Origin of the sequence: Rhodococcus sp. JS3073 (assembly GCF_026810085.1) — a bacterium.
GTDB lineage: Bacteria > Actinomycetota > Actinomycetes > Mycobacteriales > Mycobacteriaceae > Rhodococcus_F > Rhodococcus_F wratislaviensis.
Map to the genome: position 1 here is coordinate 6190057 of NZ_CP113951.1, position 23596 is coordinate 6213652.

19 protein-coding genes are annotated in these 23596 nt (G+C 67.2%); 5 read left to right on the plus strand and 14 right to left on the minus strand.

Features of this window, described 5'->3' with window-relative positions; all coding sequences use genetic code 11:
* The first annotated feature begins 395 nt into the window (after positions 1 to 395).
* Complete coding sequence (locus tag OYT95_RS27960; RefSeq protein WP_268789686.1) at positions 396 to 1439, plus strand: alpha/beta hydrolase; 1044 nt, start codon at positions 396 to 398, stop codon at positions 1437 to 1439.
* Between the two features lie 73 nt (positions 1440 to 1512).
* A complete protein-coding gene (locus OYT95_RS27965; protein WP_005251814.1) occupies positions 1513 to 2346 on the plus strand; it encodes an alpha/beta hydrolase family protein in 834 nt (277 codons plus the stop codon).
* Positions 2347 to 2385: 39 nt separating this feature from the next.
* Here the strand turns inward: OYT95_RS27965 and OYT95_RS27970 are convergent, their stop codons facing one another.
* Positions 2386 to 4407: a prolyl oligopeptidase family serine peptidase gene (locus tag OYT95_RS27970; RefSeq protein ID WP_268789687.1), complete on the minus strand. Its 2022-nt coding sequence runs from the start codon at positions 4405 to 4407 to the stop codon at positions 2386 to 2388.
* 124 nt (positions 4408 to 4531) lie between these two features.
* Between OYT95_RS27970 and lpdA the strand changes: the two genes are divergently transcribed.
* Together lpdA and OYT95_RS27980 are read left to right on the plus strand one after the other, a co-directional pair.
* Positions 4532 to 5932, plus strand: coding sequence for a dihydrolipoyl dehydrogenase (gene lpdA, locus OYT95_RS27975; protein WP_011594956.1), 1401 nt, complete (start codon positions 4532 to 4534; stop codon positions 5930 to 5932).
* Between the two features lie 112 nt (positions 5933 to 6044).
* A complete protein-coding gene (locus tag OYT95_RS27980) occupies positions 6045 to 6494 on the plus strand; it encodes a DUF5709 domain-containing protein (RefSeq protein WP_268789688.1) in 450 nt (149 codons plus the stop codon).
* Here the strand turns inward: OYT95_RS27980 and OYT95_RS27985 are convergent.
* Positions 6487 to 6897: a winged helix-turn-helix transcriptional regulator gene (locus OYT95_RS27985; RefSeq protein WP_268789689.1), complete on the minus strand. Its 411-nt coding sequence runs from the start codon at positions 6895 to 6897 to the stop codon at positions 6487 to 6489. The genes OYT95_RS27980 and OYT95_RS27985 overlap by 8 nt on opposite strands.
* Positions 6898 to 7019: 122 nt before the next feature.
* Here OYT95_RS27985 and OYT95_RS27990 point away from each other — a divergent pair, with 122 nt between their 5' ends.
* Entirely contained in the window at positions 7020 to 7877 is an 858-nt protein-coding gene (locus OYT95_RS27990) for an SDR family oxidoreductase (RefSeq protein ID WP_268789690.1), read from the plus strand.
* Here the strand turns inward: OYT95_RS27990 and atzF are convergent.
* The 12 genes from atzF to ramB all read right to left on the minus strand — a co-directional run bounded on the left by atzF (position 7874) and on the right by ramB (position 23511).
* Positions 7874 to 9619 (minus strand): allophanate hydrolase, encoded by a 1746-nt coding sequence (gene atzF, locus OYT95_RS27995; protein WP_268789691.1) that lies wholly within the window; start codon positions 9617 to 9619, stop codon positions 7874 to 7876. The two genes, OYT95_RS27990 and atzF, sit on opposite strands and share 4 nt — an antisense overlap.
* Positions 9619 to 13269, minus strand: coding sequence for an urea carboxylase (uca, locus tag OYT95_RS28000; protein WP_268789692.1), 3651 nt, complete (start codon positions 13267 to 13269; stop codon positions 9619 to 9621). The genes atzF and uca overlap by 1 nt, the downstream gene beginning before the upstream one ends.
* A 92-nt stretch (positions 13270 to 13361) precedes the next feature.
* Positions 13362 to 14801: a short-chain fatty acid transporter gene (locus tag OYT95_RS28005; RefSeq protein ID WP_112301729.1), complete on the minus strand. Its 1440-nt coding sequence runs from the start codon at positions 14799 to 14801 to the stop codon at positions 13362 to 13364.
* A 33-nt stretch (positions 14802 to 14834) separates the two neighbouring features.
* Positions 14835 to 15368: a carboxymuconolactone decarboxylase family protein gene (locus OYT95_RS28010; RefSeq protein WP_037237946.1), complete on the minus strand. Its 534-nt coding sequence runs from the start codon at positions 15366 to 15368 to the stop codon at positions 14835 to 14837.
* Positions 15365 to 16201, minus strand: a complete 837-nt coding sequence (locus tag OYT95_RS28015) for an SDR family NAD(P)-dependent oxidoreductase (protein WP_037237944.1) — start codon at positions 16199 to 16201, stop codon at positions 15365 to 15367. Before OYT95_RS28015 ends, OYT95_RS28010 begins: the two co-directional genes overlap by 4 nt.
* A gap of 98 nt (positions 16202 to 16299) precedes the next feature.
* The gene (locus OYT95_RS28020; RefSeq protein WP_005251830.1) at positions 16300 to 16998 is read right to left on the minus strand and encodes a GntR family transcriptional regulator; all 699 of its coding nucleotides are present in this window, start codon (positions 16996 to 16998) and stop codon (positions 16300 to 16302) included.
* The gene (gene urtE, locus OYT95_RS28025) at positions 16998 to 17711 is read right to left on the minus strand and encodes an urea ABC transporter ATP-binding subunit UrtE (protein ID WP_268789693.1); all 714 of its coding nucleotides are present in this window, start codon (positions 17709 to 17711) and stop codon (positions 16998 to 17000) included. Before urtE ends, OYT95_RS28020 begins: the two co-directional genes overlap by 1 nt.
* Positions 17698 to 18543, minus strand: coding sequence for an urea ABC transporter ATP-binding protein UrtD (gene urtD / locus OYT95_RS28030; protein WP_037237940.1), 846 nt, complete (start codon positions 18541 to 18543; stop codon positions 17698 to 17700). The genes urtE and urtD overlap by 14 nt, the downstream gene beginning before the upstream one ends.
* Complete coding sequence (gene urtC, locus OYT95_RS28035) at positions 18540 to 19658, minus strand: urea ABC transporter permease subunit UrtC (protein ID WP_037237938.1); 1119 nt, start codon at positions 19656 to 19658, stop codon at positions 18540 to 18542. Before urtC ends, urtD begins: the two co-directional genes overlap by 4 nt.
* Positions 19655 to 20539: an urea ABC transporter permease subunit UrtB gene (gene urtB, locus OYT95_RS28040; RefSeq protein ID WP_268789694.1), complete on the minus strand. Its 885-nt coding sequence runs from the start codon at positions 20537 to 20539 to the stop codon at positions 19655 to 19657. The genes urtC and urtB overlap by 4 nt, the downstream gene beginning before the upstream one ends.
* Before the next feature lie 44 nt (positions 20540 to 20583).
* Positions 20584 to 21837 carry an urea ABC transporter substrate-binding protein gene (gene urtA, locus OYT95_RS28045; RefSeq protein ID WP_005563339.1) on the minus strand — a complete coding sequence of 418 codons (1254 nt, stop codon included), beginning with the start codon at positions 21835 to 21837 and terminating at the stop codon, positions 20584 to 20586.
* Between the two features lie 261 nt (positions 21838 to 22098).
* A complete protein-coding gene (gene ramB, locus OYT95_RS28050; protein WP_007301354.1) occupies positions 22099 to 23511 on the minus strand; it encodes an acetate metabolism transcriptional regulator RamB in 1413 nt (470 codons plus the stop codon).
* Positions 23512 to 23596 lie beyond the last annotated feature (85 nt).

Consider the following 23596-nt stretch of genomic DNA (forward strand, 5'->3'; position numbering starts at 1 on the left):
CACCGCGAAACCCCAGTTAGATGGGCATGTTCTGAAGGTAATTGAGAAGTAACCGGTGCTGATTTCCGGGTTCGTCGTTAAGTCAACGATCGCAAATGTTTACCACTTTGTGCTTATTCGGGGAGAAAACTCGGGTACAAATGACGGAGCCCCTGATCGCGGGGGGAAGTTCGAAATCCACTGCGTCGAAAAGGAGTAATACTATGTCCGACAGCTTTCTGACTCTGCTCGAAGCGCTCACCACACTGATCGACTTCATCGGGTCTGTCGCGGAATAGGGAAACCCCCGTTTCGACCCCACTTCTCGACGAGAGCTGGAGCCCACATGACATCATGTGGGCTCCAGCTCTCGCCTCTTCGGAGTCGGGCAGGTGACGTCGCAGCGAAGGAGAACGATGGTCAACCGCACTGCAGCGGGTAGGTACGGGGTGCGGTTTGCGCTCGCGGTCGCTCTGACGACGGCAATTCCGTGCCTCGGAGTCCAGGCGTCCGCTTCTGCCGATCCGACCGAAGACACCAGTGTCGCGGACGGTGGCTCCCACCTGGTGAGCACCGACGAGATCGACGACCGGCAGTCGACCATGCAGGTGTACTCGGCCTCCATGGACCGGGAGATCCCGCTGCGGGTGATCACCCCCGCGGATACGAGCGCACCGAGGCCCACGCTGTACCTGCTCAACGGGGCGGGCGGCGGCGAGGACTCCGCCACGTGGCAGGCCAGGACGGATGTCGTCGACTTCTTCGCCGACAAGAACGTCAACGTCGTCACGCCCATGGAGGGCGCGTTCAGTTACTACACGGACTGGGAGCAGACCGACCCGGAACTGGGCAACAACAAGTGGACGACGTTCCTCACGCAGGAACTTCCGCCGATCGTCGATTCCGCGCTCGGCACCAACGGCGTCAACTCGATCGCCGGTATCTCGATGGCGGGTAGTTCGGTGCTGAGCCTGGCACAGTCGGCGCCCGGCCTGTACGAGAGCGTCGGCGCCTACAGCGGCTGCGCGATGACCAGCACCGACCCCGGCCGCACGTACGTACAGCTGGTCGTCGAGGGCCGCGGCGGCGGCGACACCTCCAACATGTGGGGACCGGAAGACGGCCCCGGCTGGACGGCCAACGACCCGTACATCAACGCGGAGAAGTTGCGCGGACTCGACATCTACGTCAGCAACGGTTCCGGGTTGCCCGGGCCCGGCGATCAGCTGAACGGTCCGGGGATCAACGGCGACGTCGGAACGCTCGCCAACCAGATTCTCCTCGGCGGCGCCATCGAGGCGGCCACCAACCAGTGCACCCACGCGCTCGCGGACAAGCTGAACGAACTGCAGATTCCCGCAACGTTCGACTTCAGGCCCGTCGGCACGCACTCGTGGTCCTACTGGCAGGAAGACCTGCACAAGTCGTGGCCGATGCTCGCTGCGTCGATCGGCCTGTAATCACCGGTCTCGGATGAGACTCGACCCCCGCAGATCCCGGATCTGCGGGGGTCGAGCCGTCTAGTCTGACGAAGTGGAGACAGTACCGATCCAGATGCCCGACGGAACCACCACTCCGGTTCGCCTGTTTCCCGGCCCGGACGAAGCCCCCGTGATCGTGGTGTTTCCCGGCCTGGGAATTCCCGCCGGCTACTACGAACCCTTCGCCGAGGAGCTCGTGTCCCGGGGGTTCAACGCGGCGATCGGCGAACTCCGTGGCCAGGGCGACAGTCGTCCCCGCCCGAGCAGTGCCAGCACGTACGGCTACCACGAACTGGTGGCCCTCGACTTTCCCGCGATCTTCGAAGTGGTGCGGGAGCGTTTTCCCGCCGCCACGCCCTTCCTGCTCGGACACAGCATGGGTGGTCAGCTCGGGGTGATGTACGCGGCCCGGATTCGCGGCCGGCTCGGCGGGATCGTGCTCGTCGCGTCCGGGTCGCCGTATCACCGGGGGTTCCCCGGCATCCATGCCCCGCGGATGCTGGTGGGCGCCGCGGCGATGTCGATGACGGCCAACCTTGCGGGGTTCTGGCCCGGCGACAAACTCGACATCGGCGGGTTCGGGCGGCAGTCGAAGGCGCTGATCACCGATTGGTCGCGATTCGCCCGCACCGGCAGGATCGAACCCGACGGCGCCGACATCGACTACGAGGAACGCATCGCCCGGCTGAAACTGCCGGTGCTGTCGGTGACCGTCGAGGGTGATGATCTGGCTCCGGAATCCTCGGCGAAGAACCTCCTCGCGAAACTCCCGAACGCCGACGTCACGCTGTGGCACCAGCCGCAGCCGCTGGGTCACAACGGCTGGATCCGCGACCCGGCCGGCACCGTCGACCGGATCGTCGAGTGGATCCACGACCACACCTGACCCGTGAGTACTTGTTAACCGCGGGCGGTTAACAAGTACTCACGGGCGGGTGAGCTGCTCCCACAGGAACGTGAACGTCAGCGCCGACTTGAATGCGGCCTGCGCGTTGTCCGCCGCCCCGCCGTGCCCGCCCTCGATGTTCTCGTAGTACCAGACCTCGTGGCCCTGCTCCTCGAGCAGCGCCGTCATCTTGCGGGCGTGGCCCGGGTGGACGCGATCGTCGCGGGTGGACGTGGTGACGAGGATCGGCGGGTAGTCCGCGGTCGCGTCGGTGTTCTGATACGGCGAGTACTCGCTGATGAACTTCCAGTCGTCCGGGTTGTCCGGATCGCCGTACTCGGCCATCCAGGACGCCCCGGCGAGCAGCAGGTGATACCGCTTCATGTCGAGGAGCGGAACCTGGCACACGATCGCCCCGAACAGTTCCGGGTAGCGGGTGAGCATGACACCCATGAGGAGTCCGCCGTTGCTGCCGCCCTGGATCCCGAGCTGCTTCGACGTCGTGATCCCCCGGGCCACGAGGTCGCGAGCGACGGCGGCGAAGTCCTCGAAAGCCTTGTGACGACCCTCTCGCACCGCCTGGGTGTGCCACGACGGGCCGTACTCGCCGCCGCCGCGGATGTTCGCCACCACATACGCGCCGCCGCGCTCGAGCCACGCGAACCCGACCGAACCGCTGTACCCCGGGACCATCGAATTCTCGAAGCCCCCGTATCCGTACAGCATGGTGGGGCACGGGCCGGTGACGTCGTCGCGGCGCACGACGAAGTAGGGGATCTCGGTTCCGTCGTCGGACACCGCGAAGTGCTGCGTCACGGACATGCCGTCCGCGTCGAAGAACGACGGCGCCTGCTTGACGGGTTCGAGCGGTCCGCCGACCGTGCCGTACAGCAGCGTCGCCGGCGTCGTGAATCCGCTGGAGTTGACGAAGAAGCTGTCGCTGGTGCGGGGGTCGGTGCTGATGATCCCGCTCGCCGTGAGTTCCGGTACACCGTCCAGGGGCTTCTCCTCCCACCCGGTGTCGTTCGGCGTGAGCACCGACAGCTTGGTCTGCACGTCCGACAGTCGGACGAGGAGGAGGTGGTTCCGGGTCCATGTCCCCTGCTCGAGGGACGTGTGCTCGTCCGGGGTGAACAGTGGCGTCAACTCCCGTGACCCGGCGAGGAAGTCGGCGTAGTTCGCGGCGAGCAGCGACCCGGCCGGGTAGACGGTGCCGTCCACGTCCCAGTCGGTGCGCGGACGGATGGTCAACCAGTCGCGGTACACGGACGAGCCCGCGTCGTCGGGGGTGTCGATCCGGACCTTCGATCCGTCCGGGAGCAGCTGGTAGCGCTCGGAGTTGTAGAAGTCCATGGACCGGCCGACGAAGTGCCGCTCGTATCCGGGAGTGTCGTCGTACGACGCGCCGACGGACACGTCGGTGGTCTCGCCCTCGAAGACGGTGACCGCCTCGGTGAGCGGGGTGCCGCGGTGCCAGCGCTTCGCGATCCTGGGGTAGCCGGAATCGGTCATCGAGCCGTCGCCGAAGTCGGTCCCGACGTACACGGTGTCCGTGTCGATCCAGCTGATGCTGGTCTTCGCCTCGGGGACGTCGAATGCGTGGTCGCCGCCGACGAATTCGCGCGTCTCGAGGTCGAATTCGCGCACCACGGACGCGTCGGCGCCACCGCGGGAGAAGGACAGCAGGGCACGCGACTGCTCGGGTCGCAGCACGCTGGCCCCTGCCCACACCCAGTTCTCGCCCTCACGTTCGGCGAGGGCGTCGACGTCGAGCAGGACGTCCCACTCCGGGTTGTCGGTGCGGTACTGCTCGAGGGTGGTGCGCCGCCAGATGCCGCGCTTGTGGTCGCCGTCGCGCCAGAAGTTGTACAGGTACTCACCGCGCATGCCGGCGTAGGGGATCCGGTCGTCCGTGTCGAGCACGTCGAGGATCCGGCTCTCGAGCGCGGAGAACTCGGCGTTCTCGGTGTACTCGGCGAGCGTGCGGGCGTTGCGCTCCCGCACCCAGTCGAGCGACCGTTCCGCGGTGACATCTTCGAGCCAGAGGAAGGGATCCGTCATGGCGCCATTCTTGCAGGCGGTGTCGTGCCTGGTCGCGGCGGCAAAGGTGTGACGGATGAGGCTACCGGCGGGTAATACGACCGCGTGGAGACAGCGATTTCGGACGGGACTACCCTGAACAACCGTGACCTCACACTATGACGTCGTTGTCCTCGGAGCCGGTCCCGGTGGGTACGTCGCTGCTATCCGCGCGGCACAGCTGGGATTGAGCACCGCCATCATCGAGCAGAAGTACTGGGGCGGTGTCTGCCTGAACGTCGGCTGCATCCCCTCCAAGGCACTTCTCCGCAATGCCGAACTTGCGCATCTCTTCACAAAAGAGGCCAAGACGTTCGGCATCTCGGGAGAGGCGTCCTTCGATTTCGGCGCAGCCTACGACCGCAGCCGCAAGGTCGCGGACGGGCGTGTCAAGGGCGTTCACTTCTTGATGAAGAAGAACAAGATCACCGAGTACGACGGCAAGGGGTCGTTCACCGACGCCAACACCCTCTCGGTCGAGCTGTCCAAGGGCGGGACGGAGACGGTGACGTTCGACAACGCCATCATCGCCACCGGTTCCACCACCAAGCTGCTGCCGGGCACCTCGCTCAGCGAGAACGTGGTCACCTACGAGGAGCAGATCCTCACCCGCGATCTCCCGGAGTCGATCCTCATCGTCGGTGCCGGCGCGATCGGCATGGAGTTCGGGTACGTCCTGAAGAACTACGGAGTGGACGTCACGATCGTCGAGTTCCTCGACCGTGCGCTGCCCAACGAGGACGCGGACGTCTCCAAGGAGATCGAGAAGCAGTACAAGAAGCTCGGCGTCACGATCAAGACCGGTGCCGCCGTCCAGAGCATCGACGACGACGGCAGCAAGGTCACCGTCTCGATCAAGAACAACAAGTCCGGCGACATCGAGACCGTCGTGGTCGACAAGGTGATGCAGTCGGTCGGGTTCGCGCCCCGCGTCGAGGGCTACGGCCTCGAGAAGACCGGCGTGCAGCTCGATCGTGGTGCGATCGGCATCACCGACACGATGCAGACGTCGGTGCCGCACATCTACGCCATCGGTGACGTGACGATGAAGCTGCAGCTCGCCCACGTGGCCGAGGCTCAGGGCGTCGTGGCCGCCGAGACGATCGCCGGCGTCGAGACGCTGCCGATCGAGGACTACCGGATGATGCCGCGGGCCACGTTCTGCCAGCCGCAGGTCGCGAGCTTCGGTCTCACCGAGCAGCAGGCCAAGGACGAGGGGTACGACGTGAAGGTCGCGACGTTCCCGTTCACCGCCAACGGCAAGGCACACGGCCTCGGTGACCCGACCGGTTTCGTCAAGCTGATCGCCGACAAGAAGTACGGCGAACTGCTCGGCGGGCACCTCATCGGCCCCGACGTCTCCGAGCTGCTGCCCGAGCTGACCCTCGCGCAGAAGTGGGACCTCACGGTCAACGAGCTGGCCCGCAACGTGCACACGCACCCGACGCTCAGCGAAGCCCTGCAGGAGGCCATCCACGGTCTCGCCGGGCACATGATCAACTTCTGACCCGAACACCGCAAGGGCCCGCACAGTCTCTGTGCGGGCCCTTTTCGTCTCTCACCGGGTTGCTTCCGCGATCCGATGGCGAAGCGTCCGTTCCGGTGGCATCGTGGGGAAGATGACCATGCCGGACAGCACGCCAGAAGGATCCGAGGGCGAGTACAGCCTGGACGAAGAGGACCAGTTGCAGCCGGAGGACACGTTGGTCGACAGAGGTGTGGACGACGTTCTCGACGAGGGCTATTCGCCTCCGGAGAGGCCGCTCGGGCTGGACGCGTACGGGACGACGTCCGCGGAGCAGCGTGAGGGCGAGACCCTCGATCAGCGGCTCGCGGAGGAAGAACCGGACCCGGCTCTGGAAGACGACGACAACGCGGAGATCCTCGACGACAACGAGGTCGGGCGGATGCGGTCGGGCCGGCTCGTCGCAGAGGACGAGGGAGTGGGCGAGGACCAGGAGAAGGACCTGGTGGCGTCCGACATCGGCATCGACGGGGGAGCCGCGTCGGCCGAGGAGGCCGCGGTCCACATCGTCGACGAGGAAACCGACTTCGACGAACTCAGCTGACGCCGCGACCGGCCTCGTACTTCTCCTGTGCCGTCCGGACGTCGGGCATGCGCGATTCGACGAGCTCGATCAGGCCGACGAGGCGTGAACCGATGTCGGCGCCGAGCGGAGTCAGGCTGTACTCGACCTTCGGTGGGATGGCTTCGAGCACCTCACGGACTACGAGTCCGTCTCGCTCGAGGGCCTGCAATGTCTGCGACAGCATGCGCTCGCTGACGCCGTCGACGCGTCGGCGAAGCGCGCTGAACCGGTAGCTGCCTTCGGTCAGCGCCGCGAGCGCGAGCACGCCCCAGCGACCGGTGATGGTCTGCAGGGTCTCGCGAGACGTGCAGTCGCGCGCGAAGACGTCGGCCTCGAGGGTGACGTCTTCGTGTTCTCGTGCTGGCTGTGCGAGCTCGGACATGCGTCCAGTCTACCCCACGCGAAGGAAGTGCTTACTTGAGCATTTGCACTTACGAAAAATTAGTGCATGATGAGAAGTGAGCTTGAACAGTCAACTCGCACCTCACGCGCTAGGAGTTCGTCATGACCATCGCCGTCACAGGAGCAACCGGACACCTCGGTCGACTCGTCGTCGAGGCACTTCTCGACCAGGGCACCCCCGCCGGCGACATCGTCGCCGTGGTCCGCACCCCGGCCAAGGCCGCCGACCTCGCCGCCAAGGGCGTCGAGATCAGGCAGGCGAACTACAGCGATCGCGCCGCACTCGAGACCGCCTTCGCCGGCGTCGACAAGCTGCTGCTCGTCTCCGGCAGCGAGGTCGGTCAGCGGATTGCCCAGCACGCCAACGTGATCGATGCCGCGAAGGCCGCTGACGTCGGCTTCGTCGCCTACACCAGCGTCCTCGACGCGCAGAACAGCCCGATCGGCTTGGCCGTGGAACACCGCGCCACGGAGGACCGGCTGACGCAGTCGGGAATCGACTTCGCGCTGCTCCGCAACGGCTGGTACTGGGAGAACTACCTCGGCAGCATTCCCGCTGCGGCCGAGACCGGTGCGCTGTTCGGCAGTGCCGGAACGGGTGTCGTCGCCGCTGCCGCCCGCAAGGACTACGCCGAGGCGGCCGCCGCGGTCCTGCTCGCCGACGGGCAGGCAGGCAGGGTGTACGAACTGGGTGGCGACGAGCGCCTGACGTACGGCGAACTGGCGGAGGTCATCTCGTCCGTCCTCGGAAAGCCGGTGTCGTATAAGGACCTTCCGCAGGCCGAGTACGCCGCGGTGCTCGAGGGCGCCGGACTGCCCGCACCGATCGCGAGCATGCTCGCCGACTCCGATGCGGGAGTTGCCGTCGGCGCCCTCGACACCGAGAGCGGCGACCTGCAGAAGCTGATCGGCCGCAACTCGACCCCTGCCGCCACCGCCCTTGCCGTGAGTACTTATTAACCGCCCGCGGTTGACAAGTACTCACGGGCGTAAGCAACCCAACTGCCGAACTCGGTGATGTCCGTGGCCCCGTCGACCGCGTCGTGGGTGCAGCTGAAGCCCACCACGGCGCGGCCGTCGGACAACTCGACGCTCGTCAGCGCCATCGGGGCGGGCAGGGCGGCGAGGAAGTTGCCGAGCCCGGCGGGTGACACCCGGAACAGTTCCCCGACGATCGCCGCTCCCGCGCCGGGGCCGCGCCGGACGAGGCCGGGCTTGGGTGGCGTCGTGGCGAGTGCGGTGAGCCGGTAGGCGTCCGTGGTGGCGACGGTGTCGACGAATCGTGCGCCGATGTCCTCGAGCTGGAAATGCAGGGGCTGTCCGCGCAGGTGGGCTCCGAACACGGCGAGTTCGACGCCGTCCTCGACGAGGGTGGGCGCCGGTACGCCGACGAGCCGGGCCGCGAGGTCCACGGCCACCTGATCGGCAAACGCCGGCACCACGAACATGACACCGAACGGTGCGCCGGCGGCGGTCGGGGCGCCCGGGACCGCGACGGCCGCCATGTCGAGCAGGTTGCAGAAGTTCGTGTACGTGCCCATCCGCCGGTTGATGTCGATCGGATCAGCTTGCACGGCAGCGATGGTCGGGTGTTCGGTGGTGGTGGGCAGCAGGAGGCCGTCGAAACCGGCCAGCAGTTCCCGCGTCTGCGCCTTGACGCGGGTGAGCGTGTCGAGGTCGGCGGCGAACTCGTGGCCCGCCGGCTTCCTCGCCGACTCGACGATGGCGGTGACCACCGGATCGGCGCCTGCCGGTGCGGTGTCGAGGAACTTCCCGACAGCGGTGTACCGCTCGGCGACGACGGCGCCGTCGTACAGCAGCCGGGCGGCGTCGAGGAGCGGGGAGATGTCGACCGCCTCGACGCAGACACCTCGGTCCGTCAACGACGCCACCGTGGCGACGAAGGCCGCGCGGTACTCCGGTGCCAGCAGGGCGAGATTCCCTTCAACGGGAATCGCGACCCTCGGCTGCGCGGGCGCCGCCAGGCGGACGTCGGACGGCCACGGGCGGCTCCGCGGGTCCGCACTCGCCAGGCCCGACATGATGCGGGCGGCGGTCACGGCCGTGTCGAGTTCGGTGGCGAAGACGGTGACGCAGTCGTAGTCGACGCAGGCGGGGACCACGCCGTCGGCCGGGATGACGCCGAGTGTCGCCTTGATGCCGACGAGACCGTTGAACGCGGCCGGAACTCGACCGGACCCCGCTGTGTCGGTGCCGATTCCGATGTCGGCGATGCCGAGGGCGACGGCTACGGCGGAACCCGAACTGGATCCGCCCGACACTCGTTCGGGATCCCACGAGCACCGGACGGCGCCGTACGGACTGCGTGTCCCGACCAGCCCGGTCGCGAACTGGTCGAGGTTCGTCTTCCCCAGCACGACGGCGCCCTGCTCGACCAGGCGGCGCACGGCGCTCGCGGTGACGTCGGGGAAGTAGGCGAACTCGGGGCACGCGGCCGACGTCGGCAGTCCCGCGACGTCGATGTTGTCCTTGACCGCCACGACCTTCCCGGCCAGGGGGAGGTGCTCGCCGGCGTCGAGACGCGCCTGCACGGCAACGGCGTCCGCGTGCACGTCCTCGGCGGGCCGGAGGGTGATCCACACCTCCGGACGGTCCACCTCGGCGATCCGCCGGAAGGCGTCCTCGACACGGGCGGTGGGGGAGAGGGTGGTCTGTCCGCGGTTCACGGCATCGACAGTCATCAGTTTTCTGCTCCAATCACGACGAGAGGGGTGCCCGGTTCGACGATCACGCCCGGTGACACGAGGACTTCGAGGACTGTTCCGGTTGTGGTGAACGCGACCGGCATCTCGAGTTTCATCGCCTCGAGTACCACGGCGTTCTCTCCCGGTTCGATGCGTTGCCCGGCTTCGACTTCGACGCGCCACACGCTGCCGACCATGGGAGCCTCGACGACGACAGCCCCGGGCGGGAGGTCGACCCGTGCGGACGGTTCGGGTGCGGGAGCCTGTTCGACGCGGTCGAATTCGCCCGACGCGCGCCACGCGGACTTCTCCGCCTCGAACGCCGCGGACTGCCGGGAGTCGAATTCGGCGATGGATTCGGCGTTGTCCCGCAGGAACTTCAGGTGGTCGGCGAACGCGAACGTGCCGTCGGCGATCTCCGCGTCGAACCGCCCCGCGGCCGCCTGCTCGCGGTACTCGCGCAGCTGCTCCGGGGTGACGGGTTCCCACACGATGCGGTCGAAGAACCGGAACATCCACGGTGTGCCCTCCTCGAACGGGCGGTGCTGCCGGTAGCCCGACCAGATCGGGACGGTGCGGCCGATCAGCTGGTAGCCTCCCGGCGACTCCATGCCGTAGACGCACAGGTACTTGCCGCCGATCCCGACCGCGTCGGACGGCGTCCACGTGCGGGCAGGGTTGTACTTGGTGGTGACCAGCCGGTGCCGCGGGTCGAGGGGCACAGCCAGGGGTGCGCCGAGGTAGACGTCGCCGAGTCCGAGCACCAGGTATTCGGCGTCGAACACGGCGTCGCGGACGTCGTCGACGCTGTCCAGACCGTTGATGCGCCGGATGAACTCGGTGTTCGACGGCAGCCACGGCGCCTCGTCGCGGACACCGTTGCGGTACCGGTCGATGGCCTCCGCGATGGACGGGTCGTCGAACGACAGCGGCAACCGGACCGTGCGGCTCGGCACCACCAGGTCGTGTGTCGCGGGCAGCAGTTCCTCGATGTCCTGGAGGATGTCCAGCAACCGCCAGGCGGGAAGTTCGTCGGCGTCGAAGTGCAGGTGCAGGGAGCGCACACCCGGGGTGATGTCGATGATGCCCGGAACCCGGCGCCGGATCAGCGCTTCCGACAGCGCGTGGACGCGCATGCGGAGTCCGAGGTCGAGTTCCCGGTCGCCGTACTCGACGAGGATGTTGTCGTCGCCGCCGCGGAGGTACGCGACCTCCGGACGGTTCAGTACGGGCGCGATGCGGCACAGGACCCCGCCGTCGCTGTTGGCCGTCCGGGTTGCCGTGGGCGGAACATCCAGTCTGCGAGACGAATCCGACGATCGCAGCACGTGCGCACCGTCGTCGGAGACGGCGACGAACCGCACTTCGTCGCCTGGCCGGATCTGCCCGAGTTTCCACCGGTGCGCCTTCACCACGGTGAGGGGGCACGCGAAGCCGCCGAGGCTCGGGCCGTCGGGGCCGAGCAGAATCGGGGTGTCGCCGGAGACGTTGAGCGCTCCGACGCTGTACGGGTTGTCGTGCAGGTTCGACGGGTGCAGCCCGGCGTCGCCGCCGTCGGTCCTCGACCAGACCGGCTTGGGGCCGTCGAGTCGGAGCCCGGTCCGGTTCGCGTGGGTCTGGACCTTCCAGGTGGTGTCGTAGAACTGCGCCATGTCGGAGTCGGTGAAGTAGGCGGGCGCCGGTTGCGGTCCCTCGGTGACGGCGAGATGCCACACGTGGGTGAACTCGGGACGCGAGTCCTCCGGGACGGAATGCGGTGCGCCGAGACCCGTGGTGTTCTCGAACAGCGAGTCGTCGAACAGTCCCAGCACGTCACCGGTGGTGACGGCCTTGCCGGTGATGCCGCCGAAGCCGCCGAGCGTGAACGTGGACGCACTGCCGTGGTACAGCGGAGCGTCGATGCCGCCCCGGAACGCGACGTACGTCCGCAGGCCCGTGTCCGCCGGAGTGCCGACGTCGAGGACGGACCCGGCAGGCACTTCCACCGGTTCCCACAGGGCGAGAGGTTCGCCGTCGAGCGTGACCGGGGTGTCGGCGCCGCCGACGCAGATCACGGTGGCGTCCGAGAACACGAGACGCGGCCCCTGCAGGGTGCATTCGAGCCCCGGTGCGCCGACCGGATTGCCGACAGCGGTATTGGCCAACTGGAACGACAGGTCGTCCATCGGCCCCGACGGGGGAATCCCGACCTCCCACAATCCGATTCGGCCGGGGTGGTCCTGCACGGTGGTCATCGTCCCGGCGCGGAGCACGTCGACGCGGCGACCGGTCGGCCGCAGATCGGCCAGCGACTGCGTGGTGTGCTCGGCACTCAGAACGGTGTCGGCGACGCAGATCCGCCGCAGCTGGGGCAGGTTGGTCTGGATCCCGTAGATGTGCGTGTCGGCGAGTGCCTCTGCGAGGGCGGCGAACGCCGCTGTGCGCCGGTGCCCGCGGGTGATCACCTTCGCCAGCATCGGGTCGTAGTAGGCGCTCACTTCGGTGCCCGTGTCGACCCACGTCTCGACCCGGGTGTGGGCTGGGAACTCCACGCCTGTGAGCCGTCCGGCGCTGGGACGGTAGTCGTGGCCGGGGTCCTCGGCGTAGATGCGCGCCTCGACGGCGGTTCCCCTGATCTCGGGTCCGGAGTCGGGCAGCCCGTCGAGCATGGAACCGTCCCCACGGGCGAGCCTCAGCATCCACTCGACGAGGTCCACCCCGGTGACCTCCTCGGTCACCGGGTGCTCGACCTGCAGTCGCGTGTTCATCTCGAGGAACGACGCCTCGCCGCGGTCCACGTCGTAGACGAACTCGACGGTTCCCGCGGACCGGTAGCTCACCGAGGACGCGAGACTGCGGGACGAGCTGAGCAGTTGCTCCACCACCTCGTCGGGGAGCCCGGGCGCCGGGGCCTCCTCGACCACTTTCTGATTGCGGCGCTGCAGTGAGCAGTCGCGGGTGCCGAGGCTCAGCGTGCGGCCGAGACCGTCGCCGAACACCTGCACCTCGATGTGCCGGGCACGGGCGACGAAGCGCTCCAGGAACACCCCGGACGAGGAGAAGTTGGCCTGGGCGAGTCGCTGGACGCGATCGTAGGCTTCGCGGAGTTCCGCGGCGTCGAAGCACGCCTGCATCCCGATGCCCCCGCCGCCACCGACCGCCTTGATCATCACCGGATAGCCGATGTCGGAGGCCGCGGACAGGGCGGCGTCGACGGAGTCGAGGAGCCCGCTGCCCGCGACGAGCGGGACGCCGACGGCGCGGGCTGCTTCGCGTGCCGTGTGCTTGTTCCCGAACGTGCGCAGCTGTTCGGGGGTGGGGCCGACGAACGCGATCCCGGCGGATTCGGCTGCCGCGGCGAACGCGTCGTTCTCCGAGAGGAAGCCGTATCCGGGATGAATCGCGCCCGCGCCCGTCGCCAGGGCGGCCTCCACGACGGCGTCGGCCCGCAGATACGACTCGTGGGCGGGAGCCGGGCCCAGCCGGACGGCGACGTCGGCCATCTCGACGTGCGCGGCAGCCGAATCGGCGTCCGAGTGGACCGCGACCGTCTTCAGTCCGAGGAGGTGTGCCGATCGCATGATGCGGCAGGCGATTTCGCCCCGGTTCGCGACGAGCAGAGTGTCGAAGGAGTACTCGATCGGCGGCGTATTCATCCCTGTGGACATGGTTGTATACGCTAAGGACGGGGTGTTTCACCGAGATTTCTCGAGGTAAAGCGTGGGTTAGTAAGACCTCTCACGGCCTGCGCGCGTCGGGGTCACGGTGAGGACGGCTGCACCGGGGGCACGAAGTCGAACGTCGTTCCGAGCAGCCATACCAGGAGCAGGACCACCGGCAGGTGGAACATGAACTGCAGGAACGTGAATCCCACCAGATCGCGCGCCTTGAGCCCCAGCACTGCGAGCAGGGGCAGCATGAAGAACGGGTTGATCAGGTTCGGCAGGGCCTCGGCGACGTTGTACACCTGGACCGTCCAGCCCAGGTTCATCCCGACATCGGTGGCCGACTGCATGACGTAGGGCGCCTCGACCAGCCATTTTCCGCCTCCGGACGGAACGAAGAGACCCAGCACGACCGTGTAGAGGGCGATGACGACGGTGAAGCCGCCGCCACTGCCGATGTTCGTGAAGAACTCGGCCAGATGCTCGGAGATGGTGAGGCCATTTCTGCCCTCGGCCTTCGTGAGGATCGCGGCCATCGCCGCGTACAGCGGAAACTGGACCAGGATGCCGGCCGTGGCCGGGACGGCCAGCGCGACGGCTTGCAGGAATTTGCGCGGCGTCCCGTGCAGCACCAGCCCCAGCATCAGGAAGACCAGCAGATAGGCGTTCAGGCTACTGACGACGGTGAGCACGGGTTTGGTCACCAGCTGGGAGATCAGCCATCCCAACGTCATCAGACCGGCCAGCGCCGGCAGGATCCGGCTGTATTCGAGCCACTCTCCCGGTCGCGATCGGGGTGCCACCTCCTTCGGCCGGTCGTCCAGGTCGACGTCCAGATCCTCGGCGGTGGTGACGGCCGCGCCTCTCGGCGCGGAGAAGTGGGCGATCACCACGGTCAGGGCGATGATGATCACGCACATCAGCAGCGACTGCCAGGTGAAGATGGTGGTCCCGAAGTCGAGGACGCCGGTGATCTCCAGCAGCGCCGGCGGCAGGGATGCGGCTGTGGCCTGGAGTTGCGCGGCGGACGAGGACATGCCGAGCGCCCACACGGCGCCCAGACCCATGAAGGCCGCAGCGCCGAGCGCGCGGTAGTCCACTCGCAGGTCGGATCGGCGGGCGATCGCCCGGGCGAGCAGCCCGCCGAACACCAGACTGAGCCCCCAGTTCAGGAAGGAGACCGACATGGACAGGAATGCGACGAAACTGACTGCGGTGCGCGCCGACTGAGGCACCAGGGCCAGGCGATCGATCAGCCGGGCGACCGGTGGGGACGTGGCGACGACGTATCCGGTCAGCACCACCATGGCCATCTGCAGGGTGAACGCCGTCAGATCCCAGAAACCGTCACCGAATGCGTCCACGACCGTCTGCGGCGACGAACCGTTGGCCAGTGCGGCCACCGAGACGACGAAGACGCCGACGAGCGCGAAGACGTAGGCGTCCGGAAACCATTTCTCCGTCCAGCCGGCCAGCGACTGCGCGACCCGCGCCAGCCCCTTCTCGGAACGGACTTCGTCGGTAGCGGATGTCATGCGGCCGTTCCTCTTCTCTACGCGATGCGGAACCTACGAATAGTCGCGTTCGATCCTCAGAGTCCCGATGGTGGTGGCCAGGGCGTCGTACTGGGTCACCAGAAAACAGAATTCGATCATCCGGCGGTCGTCGAAGTGGGTGCTCAGCGCCGACCATGCGGCATCGTCGAGGTTGTCGGTGGTGACGAGTTGGTCGACGGCGGTGAGGATGGCGCGGCGTCGCGCGTCCCAGCCCTCCGCGGCGGGACCTTCCAGCACCTGTTCGAGGTGCGCCGGGGTGACGCCCGCCCGCCGTCCGAGGCGAACGTGGTGGTCCATCTCGTAACCGCACTTCCGCAGGTGTGCCACCCGGAGGATGATCAGTTCGGTCTCGTACCGGGAGATCTGCCCGCCCGGCATCAGCTTGCCGGAGTACTGCAGCCACGCCCGGAAGAGGCCCCTCGTGCGGCCCACCGTACTGAACAGATGTGCATCCGGCACACCGGCGACGCGGGAGATGATTCGCCACAGCACCCAGTTGACGGGGCCGAGTTCCTTCAGACGTCCGGGTGGAATGCGTGCGGTCACGCCGCCCCCTCTCCTTCTACTCGTCCCCTCGCGGGAACGGCTGCGTGCGCGCGTAGTTCGATCGAACGGGTCATCTCCGTGGCCCGAAGTGCGAGCATACGCACAGAATCCGTCCCGGGTACCCGGGACGGCGCGTATATCCGATTCTTCCGCCCCGCGATTCCCCGTTCGAGTGCGTCGACCGCCACCGTGATCGAGGAGGTCCGGGCCAGTGCGCTGCCGCGGGGTGGGGGCACCGCGACGCCGTCGAAGTCGATCAGGGTCCGGTCCGTGTCGATCTCGCCGAGCCGGGCGATACCGACCCGGGTCCCCAGCGGCTTCATCTCTTCCCGCAGGGCCTCGCCGAGTTCCTCGGCGCCGCCTCGCGTCGCGCCGTGCACACCGCGCAGGGGGCTGAACGTCGTCGACGACGCCACGACGAGCGCGTACCCGTTGCGGTGTCCGATGTACGGTCCCGCGGCCCGCAGCGTGTGGTACGTCCCCATCACGTTCACCTCGATGGCGTACCGCATCACGTCCGGATCGCCCTCGACGATGCGTGCCGGCGGCGTCACGCCTGCGTTCGCGACGACGACGTCGAGGCCGCCGAGGCGGTCGGCGAGGTAGTCGACCGAGTCCTCGACCGCTCGGCGGTCGCGGATGTCGCATCGACGCCACGGCGCCCGGCCGCACGTGGTGGCCGTCTGTTCGAGAAGTTCGGGTTCGAGGCCGAGCAGCCCGACACGGGCGCCCCGCTCGTGAAGTCGTCTGGCGAGTCCGGCGCCGATACCCCGGGCTGCGCCGGTGATCAGGACGCGGCGTCCGACCAGATTCTCTTCGAGAGTGCGTGACATGAAGCGAGTTCCCAACCTGTGTTACCGAGCGGTAGCAAGACGCTAGCACCCGCTCGGTTCGTTGGTGGGAAAATGTCCAACCGAGTTGGACAACTGTCTCAATCGCGGATCGCCCACGCCATCCGTGCGAGGGAAAGTGCCTGTTCAGCGCGCTCGATCACCACTTCTCGCGACTCACTGATGTGCGCGAGCAGCGTGTCGTACGCGGTATCCAGCTTGCCGTCGAGGGCGAACTCGGCCACCGAGATGTGCTCGTCGATGGTCGCGCTCATGCGGTCGGGGGTGAGGTAGTCGAACATCCGGACCGGCCGCACCTTCGCGTTCACGTTGACGAGTGCATCGGACAGCGCCCGGTTGCCCGCCGACCGCAACAGCACGGTGTGGAACTGCTCGTCGAGGGCCACGAAACCGGCGTCCGGCTCGGGGTTCTCCTTCCGCAACGCGTACCACCGGTCGAGCTCGGGGCCCAGAACGTCCGGGTCGTGCGACAGCGACTCGTCGGCGCGGACCCGGGCGATTCCCTGGAGCTCGAGCGTGATGCGCAGTTCGTACAGTCCGGCCAGCTCGTCGATGCGAGGGCGGTACGGAAACAACCCGCCCACGTCGCGCTGGACGAGTCCGTCGGCGAGGAGCCGGGCCAAGGCCTCCCGCACCGGCGTCCGCGACACCCCGTAGGTGTCGGCGAGACGCTCCTCGCCCAGACGCTGTCCCGGCGGGATCCGGCCGCTCATCAGGTCGGTGCGTAGCGACAGATACACGTGATCGCTGAGGGAGCCGGCCGGTTCTCGGCGTGCCATCAGATGGCCATCGCCGCGCGGACGTCGGAGACCGCGATACGGACGTCGGAATCGGGTGCGGCGCCACCGGCGCCGGAGGAGGTGACCCGCCCCGACTCGAGGACGAAATAGCTGTCGGCGGATTCGAGCGCGAACCCGATGTGCTGCTCCACCAACAGAACTCCCAGACCGCCGCGGCGGGTGAGTTCCATGATGGTGCGCTCGATCTCGGCCACGACGGACGGCTGAATGCCCTCCGTCGGTTCGTCGAGGATCAGCATCGTCGGTTCCGTGATCAAGGCCCGCGCGATGGCGAGTTGCTGACGCTGCCCGCCGGAGAGGAGACCCGCACGACGGTCGAGCAGGCCGCGCAACGCCGGGAACAGATCCAGCACCTCGCCGACGAGTTCCTTTCCGCGCTTGCGGCCGTCGGCCACCACCTGAAGATTCTCCGCGGTGGTCAGCTGACCGAACGACTGCTGGCCCTGCGGCACGTAGGCGAGTCCGCGCGCCACCCGGGCACTCGGCCGAAGCGCCGTGACGTCCTCACCGTCGAACAGCACCCGCCCCGAGTTGACCTTGATCAGTCCGACCGCGGCCCGGAGAAGCGTGGTCTTGCCCGCGCCGTTGTGTCCCATCACCGCGGCCACACCGTCCGACGGGACCGTCAGCGAGACTCCGTGGATCACTTCGGTTCGGCCGTATCCGGCCCGGATGTCGTCAAGCTCGAGCATCGCTGTCCTCCTTCGAAACCTCGGGCTGCAACTCGGGCGCGGCGCCGGCCGCGGCGGTCCCGAGGTACACCTCCTGCACACGTGGATCGGCCTGCACCTGCTCCACGGTTCCCTCGCTCAGCACCTTCCCGGCGTGCAGCACGGTCACCGACGTCGCGAACGCGCGCATGAAGTCCATGTCGTGCTCGACCACCACGACGGTCCGCTCACCGCCGATGCGGCGCAGCAGGTTTCCCGTCTCGTCGCGTTCGTCGTGGCTCATGCCTGCCACCGGTTCGTCGAGCAGCAGGACGGAGCAGTTCTGCACCAGCAGCATCCCGATCTCGAGCCACTGCTTCTGCCCGTGCGCGAGGATTCCCGCCGGGGTGTCGCGGAGCTTGCCGAGACCCGTGACGTCGAGCGCCTCCTCGATGGCGGGGAGCACCGTCTTGCGTCGGCGCAGCAGCGTGAGTGCCGAGCGGCCCGCGCCCGCCGCGATGTCGAGGTTCTGGAGAACCGTCAATTCCTCGAACACGCTCGCGGTCTGGAACGTGCGGCCCACGCCGAGCCGGGCGATGCGGTGCACCTTCTTGCCGACCAACTCGACACCGGATTTCGTGACCGAACCCGTCGCGGGGACGAGCCCGGTGATGGCGTCGACGAGAGTGGTCTTGCCGGCGCCGTTGGGGCCGATGAGGAACCGCAGGTCACCCTGCATCAGGGTGAGGTCGACGCCGTCGACCGCCTTGAAGCCGTCGAAGCTGACCCGAAGGTCCCGGACCTCGAGGTACTCGCTGGACATTCCGGCGTTGCCGCCGAGGACGGGCTCCTTGGCCGTGGCAGGAATCGTCATCGGGCCATCTCCATTCGTTCCGTCGCCTCGGTTTCGTCTTCCGGTCCGGGCGGGGCAGGTTCGTCGGCGGAGGCCTTCTTCTTCCGCTTGAGCAGCGCGAACAGTCCTGCGACACCGGCCGGGAAGAAGCCGACGACCACGATGAACAGCAGGCCCTGCGCGTACGTCCAGCCGGACGGGAACGACTCCGAGAACGCGCTTTGCGCCCACGCCACCCCGATGGCGCCGAGGACCGGGCCGAGGAGTGTGGAACGTCCGCCGATGGCCACCCCGATCAGGAACGCGATCGACGGGACGATCCCGACGTCGGCGGGGGAGATGATGCCGACGATCGGCACGAACAGCGCGCCGGCAAGGCCCGCGAAGAACGCGGCCGTCACGTAGGCGACGAGTTTGATGTTCGCCGGGTCGTATCCGAGGAAGCGCACGCGCTCCTCCTGATCCCGGACGGCGACGAGCAGTTCGCCGTAACGGCTGTTCATCAGCTGCCGGGTGACGGCGACCACGGCCAGCAGCACGCCGGCGGCGATGAAGAACAGCATCTGCTTGTTGGCCGGATCGTTCAAATTGAAACCGAAGAACGTGCGGAACCGGTTGAGGCCGTTGCTTCCTCCGGTGCTCTGCTGACCCACCAGCAGAATGGCGAACGCGGCGGCGAGCGCCTGGCTGAGGATCGCGAAGTAGGCGCCCTTGACGCGGCGCTTGAACACGCCGAGCCCGAGGACGAACGCCACCAGCGCCGGGATCAGCAGGATTCCCAGGATCGTCACGATCGGCGACGTGAACGGCACCCAGTAGCCCGGCAGTTCGCGGATGCCCGCGATCTGCATGAAGTCGGGCACGGTGTCGCCGCGGAGTTCGGCGTCGGCGATCTTCAGGTGCATCGCCATCATGTAGGCGCCCAGCCCGAAGAAGACACCCTGGCCGAGGGTGAGCATGCCGCCGCGGCCCCACGCCAGGCCGATACCGACCGCGACGATCGCGAAGCACAGGAACTTGCCGAGCAGACTCAGCCGGAAGTCGCTGAGAACCGCGGGGGCGACGACGAACAGAAGCAGTGCGGCCAGTGCGAATCCCGCCCACGCGCGGTAGCGGCCACTCGTCAGGATGCTCATACGAGACTCCTCGTCTTGACGGCGAACAGGCCCTGCGGCCGAACCTGGAGGAACACCACGATGACCACGAACACGATGACCTTGGCGATCGACGCCGTGGTCGAGTACTCGACGAACGAATTGAGGATGCCGAGGGCGAACGCGGCGATCACCGCGCCCTTCATCTGACCCAGGCCGCCGACCACGACCACCAGGAACGCGTCGATGAGGTAGCTCTGCCCGATGGTCGGGCTCGTCGAGCCGATCAGGGTGAGCGCCACACCCGCGACGCCCGCCAGGCCGGAACCGATGAAGAACGTCGTCACATCGGTTCGGCGACTGGAGATCCCGCTGGTCTCCGCGAGGTCGCGGTTCTGCACGACGGCGCGGATGCGACGTCCCATCGGGGACTTCTGCATTGCCAGCGACAATGCGACGACGGCCACGACGGCCAGCACCAGGATGAACAGGCGCGTCTTCGGCACCACCGCGCCCAGGATCTCCACACCGCCGGAGAGCCACTCCGGTGCGGCGACGTTGACGGCGGGTGCACCGAAGACGTCCCGCGCCAGCTGCTGCAGGATCAACCCCACCCCGAACGTCACCAGCAGTGTGTCCAGCGGCCGGTGGTACATCCGCTTGACGAGGGTGATCTCGAGGAGGACACCCATCGCGCCACCGACCACGAAGCCGACGAGCAGAGAGATGAACAGAGAACCGGTGGCGCTCGACACCACCTGCTGCACCACGTATGCCGTGTACGAGCCGGCCATGATGAATTCGCCGTGGGCCATGTTGATGACGCCCATCTGGCCGAACGTCAACGACAGCCCCAGCGCTGCCAGCAACAGGATCGATCCGATGCTCAACCCGGTGAACAGCTGTCCGATCACTACATCCATCGATGTATGTCCTCTCTCTTCCCTCGTGCTCGTCGGACCGTGTTCTAGCTACCCAGCGACTCGGCCCACGGGTAGGACTTCAGGTACGGGTCCGGCTGGATCGGGGTGCCCGAATCCCAGACCGTGTAGATCAGGCCGTCGTTCCGGATCTCGCCGATGCGCGCGGTCTTGGTGATGTGGTGGTTGGACCCGTCGATGGTGACCAGTCCCTCCGGCGCGGCGAACGTGACGCCGTCCGCGTTGTCCTGGATGTCCTTGGTGGCGAAGGAGTTCGCCTTCTCGACGGTGTTCTTCCACAGGTACACGGACGTGTACGCGGCTTCCATCGGGTCGGACGTCGGCTTGTTCGCGCCGTACCGGGCCTTGTACGCGTCGACGAACTTCTTGTTCTCCGGCGTGTCGATGGTCTGGTAGTAGTTCCAGGCGGTCAGCTGGCCTTCGATGTTCTGGACGCCGATACCGCCGACCTCCTCCTCGGCGATCGACACGGAGACGACGGGCATGTCGGCGGGCTTCAGGCCGACGTTCGCGTACTCGCGGAAGAACGCGACGTTGGAGTCGCCGTTGAGGGTGTTGAAGACGGCGTCCGCATCTGCGGAGCGGACCTTGTTGACGATGGTGGAGAAGTCGGTGGAGCCGAGCGGGGTGTAGTCCTCGCCCTTGATCTCGATGCCGTTGGCCTCCGCGTACGCCTTGATGATGCGGTTGGCGGTCTGGGGGAACACGTAGTCGCTGCCCACCAGGTACAGCGACTTGACGCCCTTCTCCTTCAGGTAGTCGAGGGCGGGCACGATCTGCTGGTTGGTGGTGGCCCCGGTGTAGAAGATGTTCTTCGAATCCTCGAGCCCCTCGTACTGCACGGGGTAGTAGAGCAGCGAGTTGTTGTCCTCGAACACCGGCAGCATCGCCTTGCGGCTCGACGACGTCCAGCCGCCGAACACGGCTGCGACGCAGTCGCTGCTGATCAGCTTCTCCGCCTTCTCGGCGAACACGGTGGGCTCCGAGGCCCCGTCCTCCGCGACGATCTGGATCTTCTTGCCGAGCACGCCGCCCGAGTTGTTGATCTCGTCGACCGCGAGTGCGATCGAATCCCGGACGGTCACCTCGCTGATGGCCATCGTGCCGGACAGCGAGTTCAGCGACCCGACCTTGATAGTGTCCCCGGAGGTGTCCACACAGGACGCCGCGGTGGACTCGCCGGCCGTGTCGGACGCCTTGCTGCCGCAACCGGTCAGCACGAGCCCGATGGCGGCGAGCGCGGTCGGTGCAGCGAGGGCGCGCTTGGAGAAGGTGCGCATGTACGGGCCTTTCCGTCGGAGGACTTGGTGACCTCCGCAACCCGGGACATGTATCCGCCCCACGTATACAGAGGTGTATTCGTGGGGCGAACATTAAGCGGCCGTTGTTGCGCCTGAATGTCTGTCGGTGACGTGTTCGTGACGCGAATTACGGTTGCGTGAACAAGCGCTCACAGTGCTCCCGGCGGGTCCGGATACTGCTTCCGCTGCGGCCAATGTCACACCGGTTCAGTCGGATTGAACCGATGTGACACTGGTGAGTCAGCGGATCAGGTACGGGGAGACCGAACTCTGGTGCTCGCTGATGTCGAGTTGCTTGCCGAGCGGCGGGAAGGCGCGCTGCGGGCAGTTGACGCGTTCGCATACCCGGCAGCCGGCGCCGATAGGAGTGCCCGGGTTGGAATCGTCGAGGTCGAGACCGTCGCCGTAGACGAGGCGGTGGGCGTGCCGGATCTCGCAGCCGAGTCCGATCGCGAAGATCTTCGCAGGCTGACCGTAGCGCTGGGCTCGACGTTCGACGGTGCGGGCGATCCACAGGTACCGGCGGCCGTCCGGCATCTGCGCGATCTGGTTCATGATCTTGCCGGGGTACGCGAACGTCTCGTACACGTTCCACAGCGGGCACGTGCCGCCGCTGGTGGAGAAGTGGAACCCGGTGGCGGACTGCCGCTTCGACATGTTCCCGGCCCGGTCGACGCGGACGAACATGAACGGGACACCGCGCAGCTTCGGACGCTGCAGCGTCGAGAGGCGGTGGCAGATCGTCTCGTAGCTCACCGAGTAGAACGCGGACAGCCGCTCGATGTCGTACCGGAAGTCCTCGGCCACGTCGTGGAACTGTCCGTAGGGCAGCACCGTGGCCGCAGCGAAGTAGTTGGCCAGCCCGAGCCGGGCGAGCGCCACGGACTCGTCGCTGGTGAAGCCGCCCTCCGCCACCAGCTTGTCGAGCAGGTCGCCGTATTCGAGGAACGCCAGCTCGGTCGCGAACTTGAACACCTGCTGCCCGCCCGACAGGTGCGGCGAGATCTCCAGCAGCCGGGATTCGGGGTCGTACCGGTGCAGGACGTTCTCGCCGAGGTCGATGCGCTTGACGATCTGCACGTCGTGCACGGTCTGCAACCGGCGGGCGATCTCACCGCCGACGTCGCCGCGGTGGAATCGCATGCGCGCAGTCAGTTCCTCCGCCGCCGTGTCCAGTTCGTGTAGATAGTTCTGCCGCTGATAGAAGTAGTCGCGAACTTCTTCGTGCGGCATCGTGATCGAGCCGCTGCCGCTGCCGTCGCTGTAGCGGTCCTCCGTGGCGAGAGCCAGCTGCGCGGTGGTGTTGCGGAAGCGGCGATGCATGTTGACCATGGCCTTCGCCAGCCCCGGATGCGACGCCACCATCTCGGCGATCTCCTGGGCGTCCGCGTCGATGCCCATCTCCTGGTCCAGCGCCACCTCGCGCATCTCCGCGATCAGGCGCGTGTCGTCCTGGGAGGAGAAGAACGTGGTGTCGACGCCGAACACCTCGCTGATCCGCAGCAGCACCGGCACCGTCAGCGGCCGGACGTCGTGCTCGATCTGATTGAGGTAGCTGGCGGAGATCTCCAGCGTCTTCGCCAGCGCCGCCTGGCTCAGTCCACGCTCGGTTCGGAGCTGACGCAACCGGGTGCCGACGAAGGTCTTGGACATACGGCAATGGTACCGGCGCAGGTCAGATGTGCGAACGGAACCTTCGCAAGATTTACTCGCGCGGGTCGGGACGCGGTGACGCGGG

Coding starts and splice junctions, on each gene's coding strand:
- OYT95_RS27960 (WP_268789686.1), top strand. CDS start 396: ATGGTCAACCGCACTGCAGCGGGTAGGTACGGGGTGCGGTTTGCGCTC.
- OYT95_RS27970 (WP_268789687.1), bottom strand. CDS start 4,407: ATGACGGATCCCTTCCTCTGGCTCGAAGATGTCACCGCGGAACGGTCG.
- OYT95_RS27980 (WP_268789688.1), top strand. CDS start 6,045: ATGACCATGCCGGACAGCACGCCAGAAGGATCCGAGGGCGAGTACAGC.
- OYT95_RS27985 (WP_268789689.1), bottom strand. CDS start 6,897: ATGTCCGAGCTCGCACAGCCAGCACGAGAACACGAAGACGTCACCCTC.
- OYT95_RS27990 (WP_268789690.1), top strand. CDS start 7,020: ATGACCATCGCCGTCACAGGAGCAACCGGACACCTCGGTCGACTCGTC.
- atzF (WP_268789691.1), bottom strand. CDS start 9,619: ATGACTGTCGATGCCGTGAACCGCGGACAGACCACCCTCTCCCCCACC.
- uca (WP_268789692.1), bottom strand. CDS start 13,269: ATGTCCACAGGGATGAATACGCCGCCGATCGAGTACTCCTTCGACACT.
- OYT95_RS28005 (WP_112301729.1), bottom strand. CDS start 14,801: ATGACATCCGCTACCGACGAAGTCCGTTCCGAGAAGGGGCTGGCGCGG.
- OYT95_RS28015 (WP_037237944.1), bottom strand. CDS start 16,201: ATGTCACGCACTCTCGAAGAGAATCTGGTCGGACGCCGCGTCCTGATC.
- OYT95_RS28020 (WP_005251830.1), bottom strand. CDS start 16,998: ATGGCACGCCGAGAACCGGCCGGCTCCCTCAGCGATCACGTGTATCTG.
- urtE (WP_268789693.1), bottom strand. CDS start 17,711: ATGCTCGAGCTTGACGACATCCGGGCCGGATACGGCCGAACCGAAGTG.
- urtD (WP_037237940.1), bottom strand. CDS start 18,543: ATGACGATTCCTGCCACGGCCAAGGAGCCCGTCCTCGGCGGCAACGCC.
- urtC (WP_037237938.1), bottom strand. CDS start 19,658: ATGAGCATCCTGACGAGTGGCCGCTACCGCGCGTGGGCGGGATTCGCA.
- urtB (WP_268789694.1), bottom strand. CDS start 20,539: ATGGATGTAGTGATCGGACAGCTGTTCACCGGGTTGAGCATCGGATCG.
- urtA (WP_005563339.1), bottom strand. CDS start 21,837: ATGCGCACCTTCTCCAAGCGCGCCCTCGCTGCACCGACCGCGCTCGCC.
- ramB (WP_007301354.1), bottom strand. CDS start 23,511: ATGTCCAAGACCTTCGTCGGCACCCGGTTGCGTCAGCTCCGAACCGAG.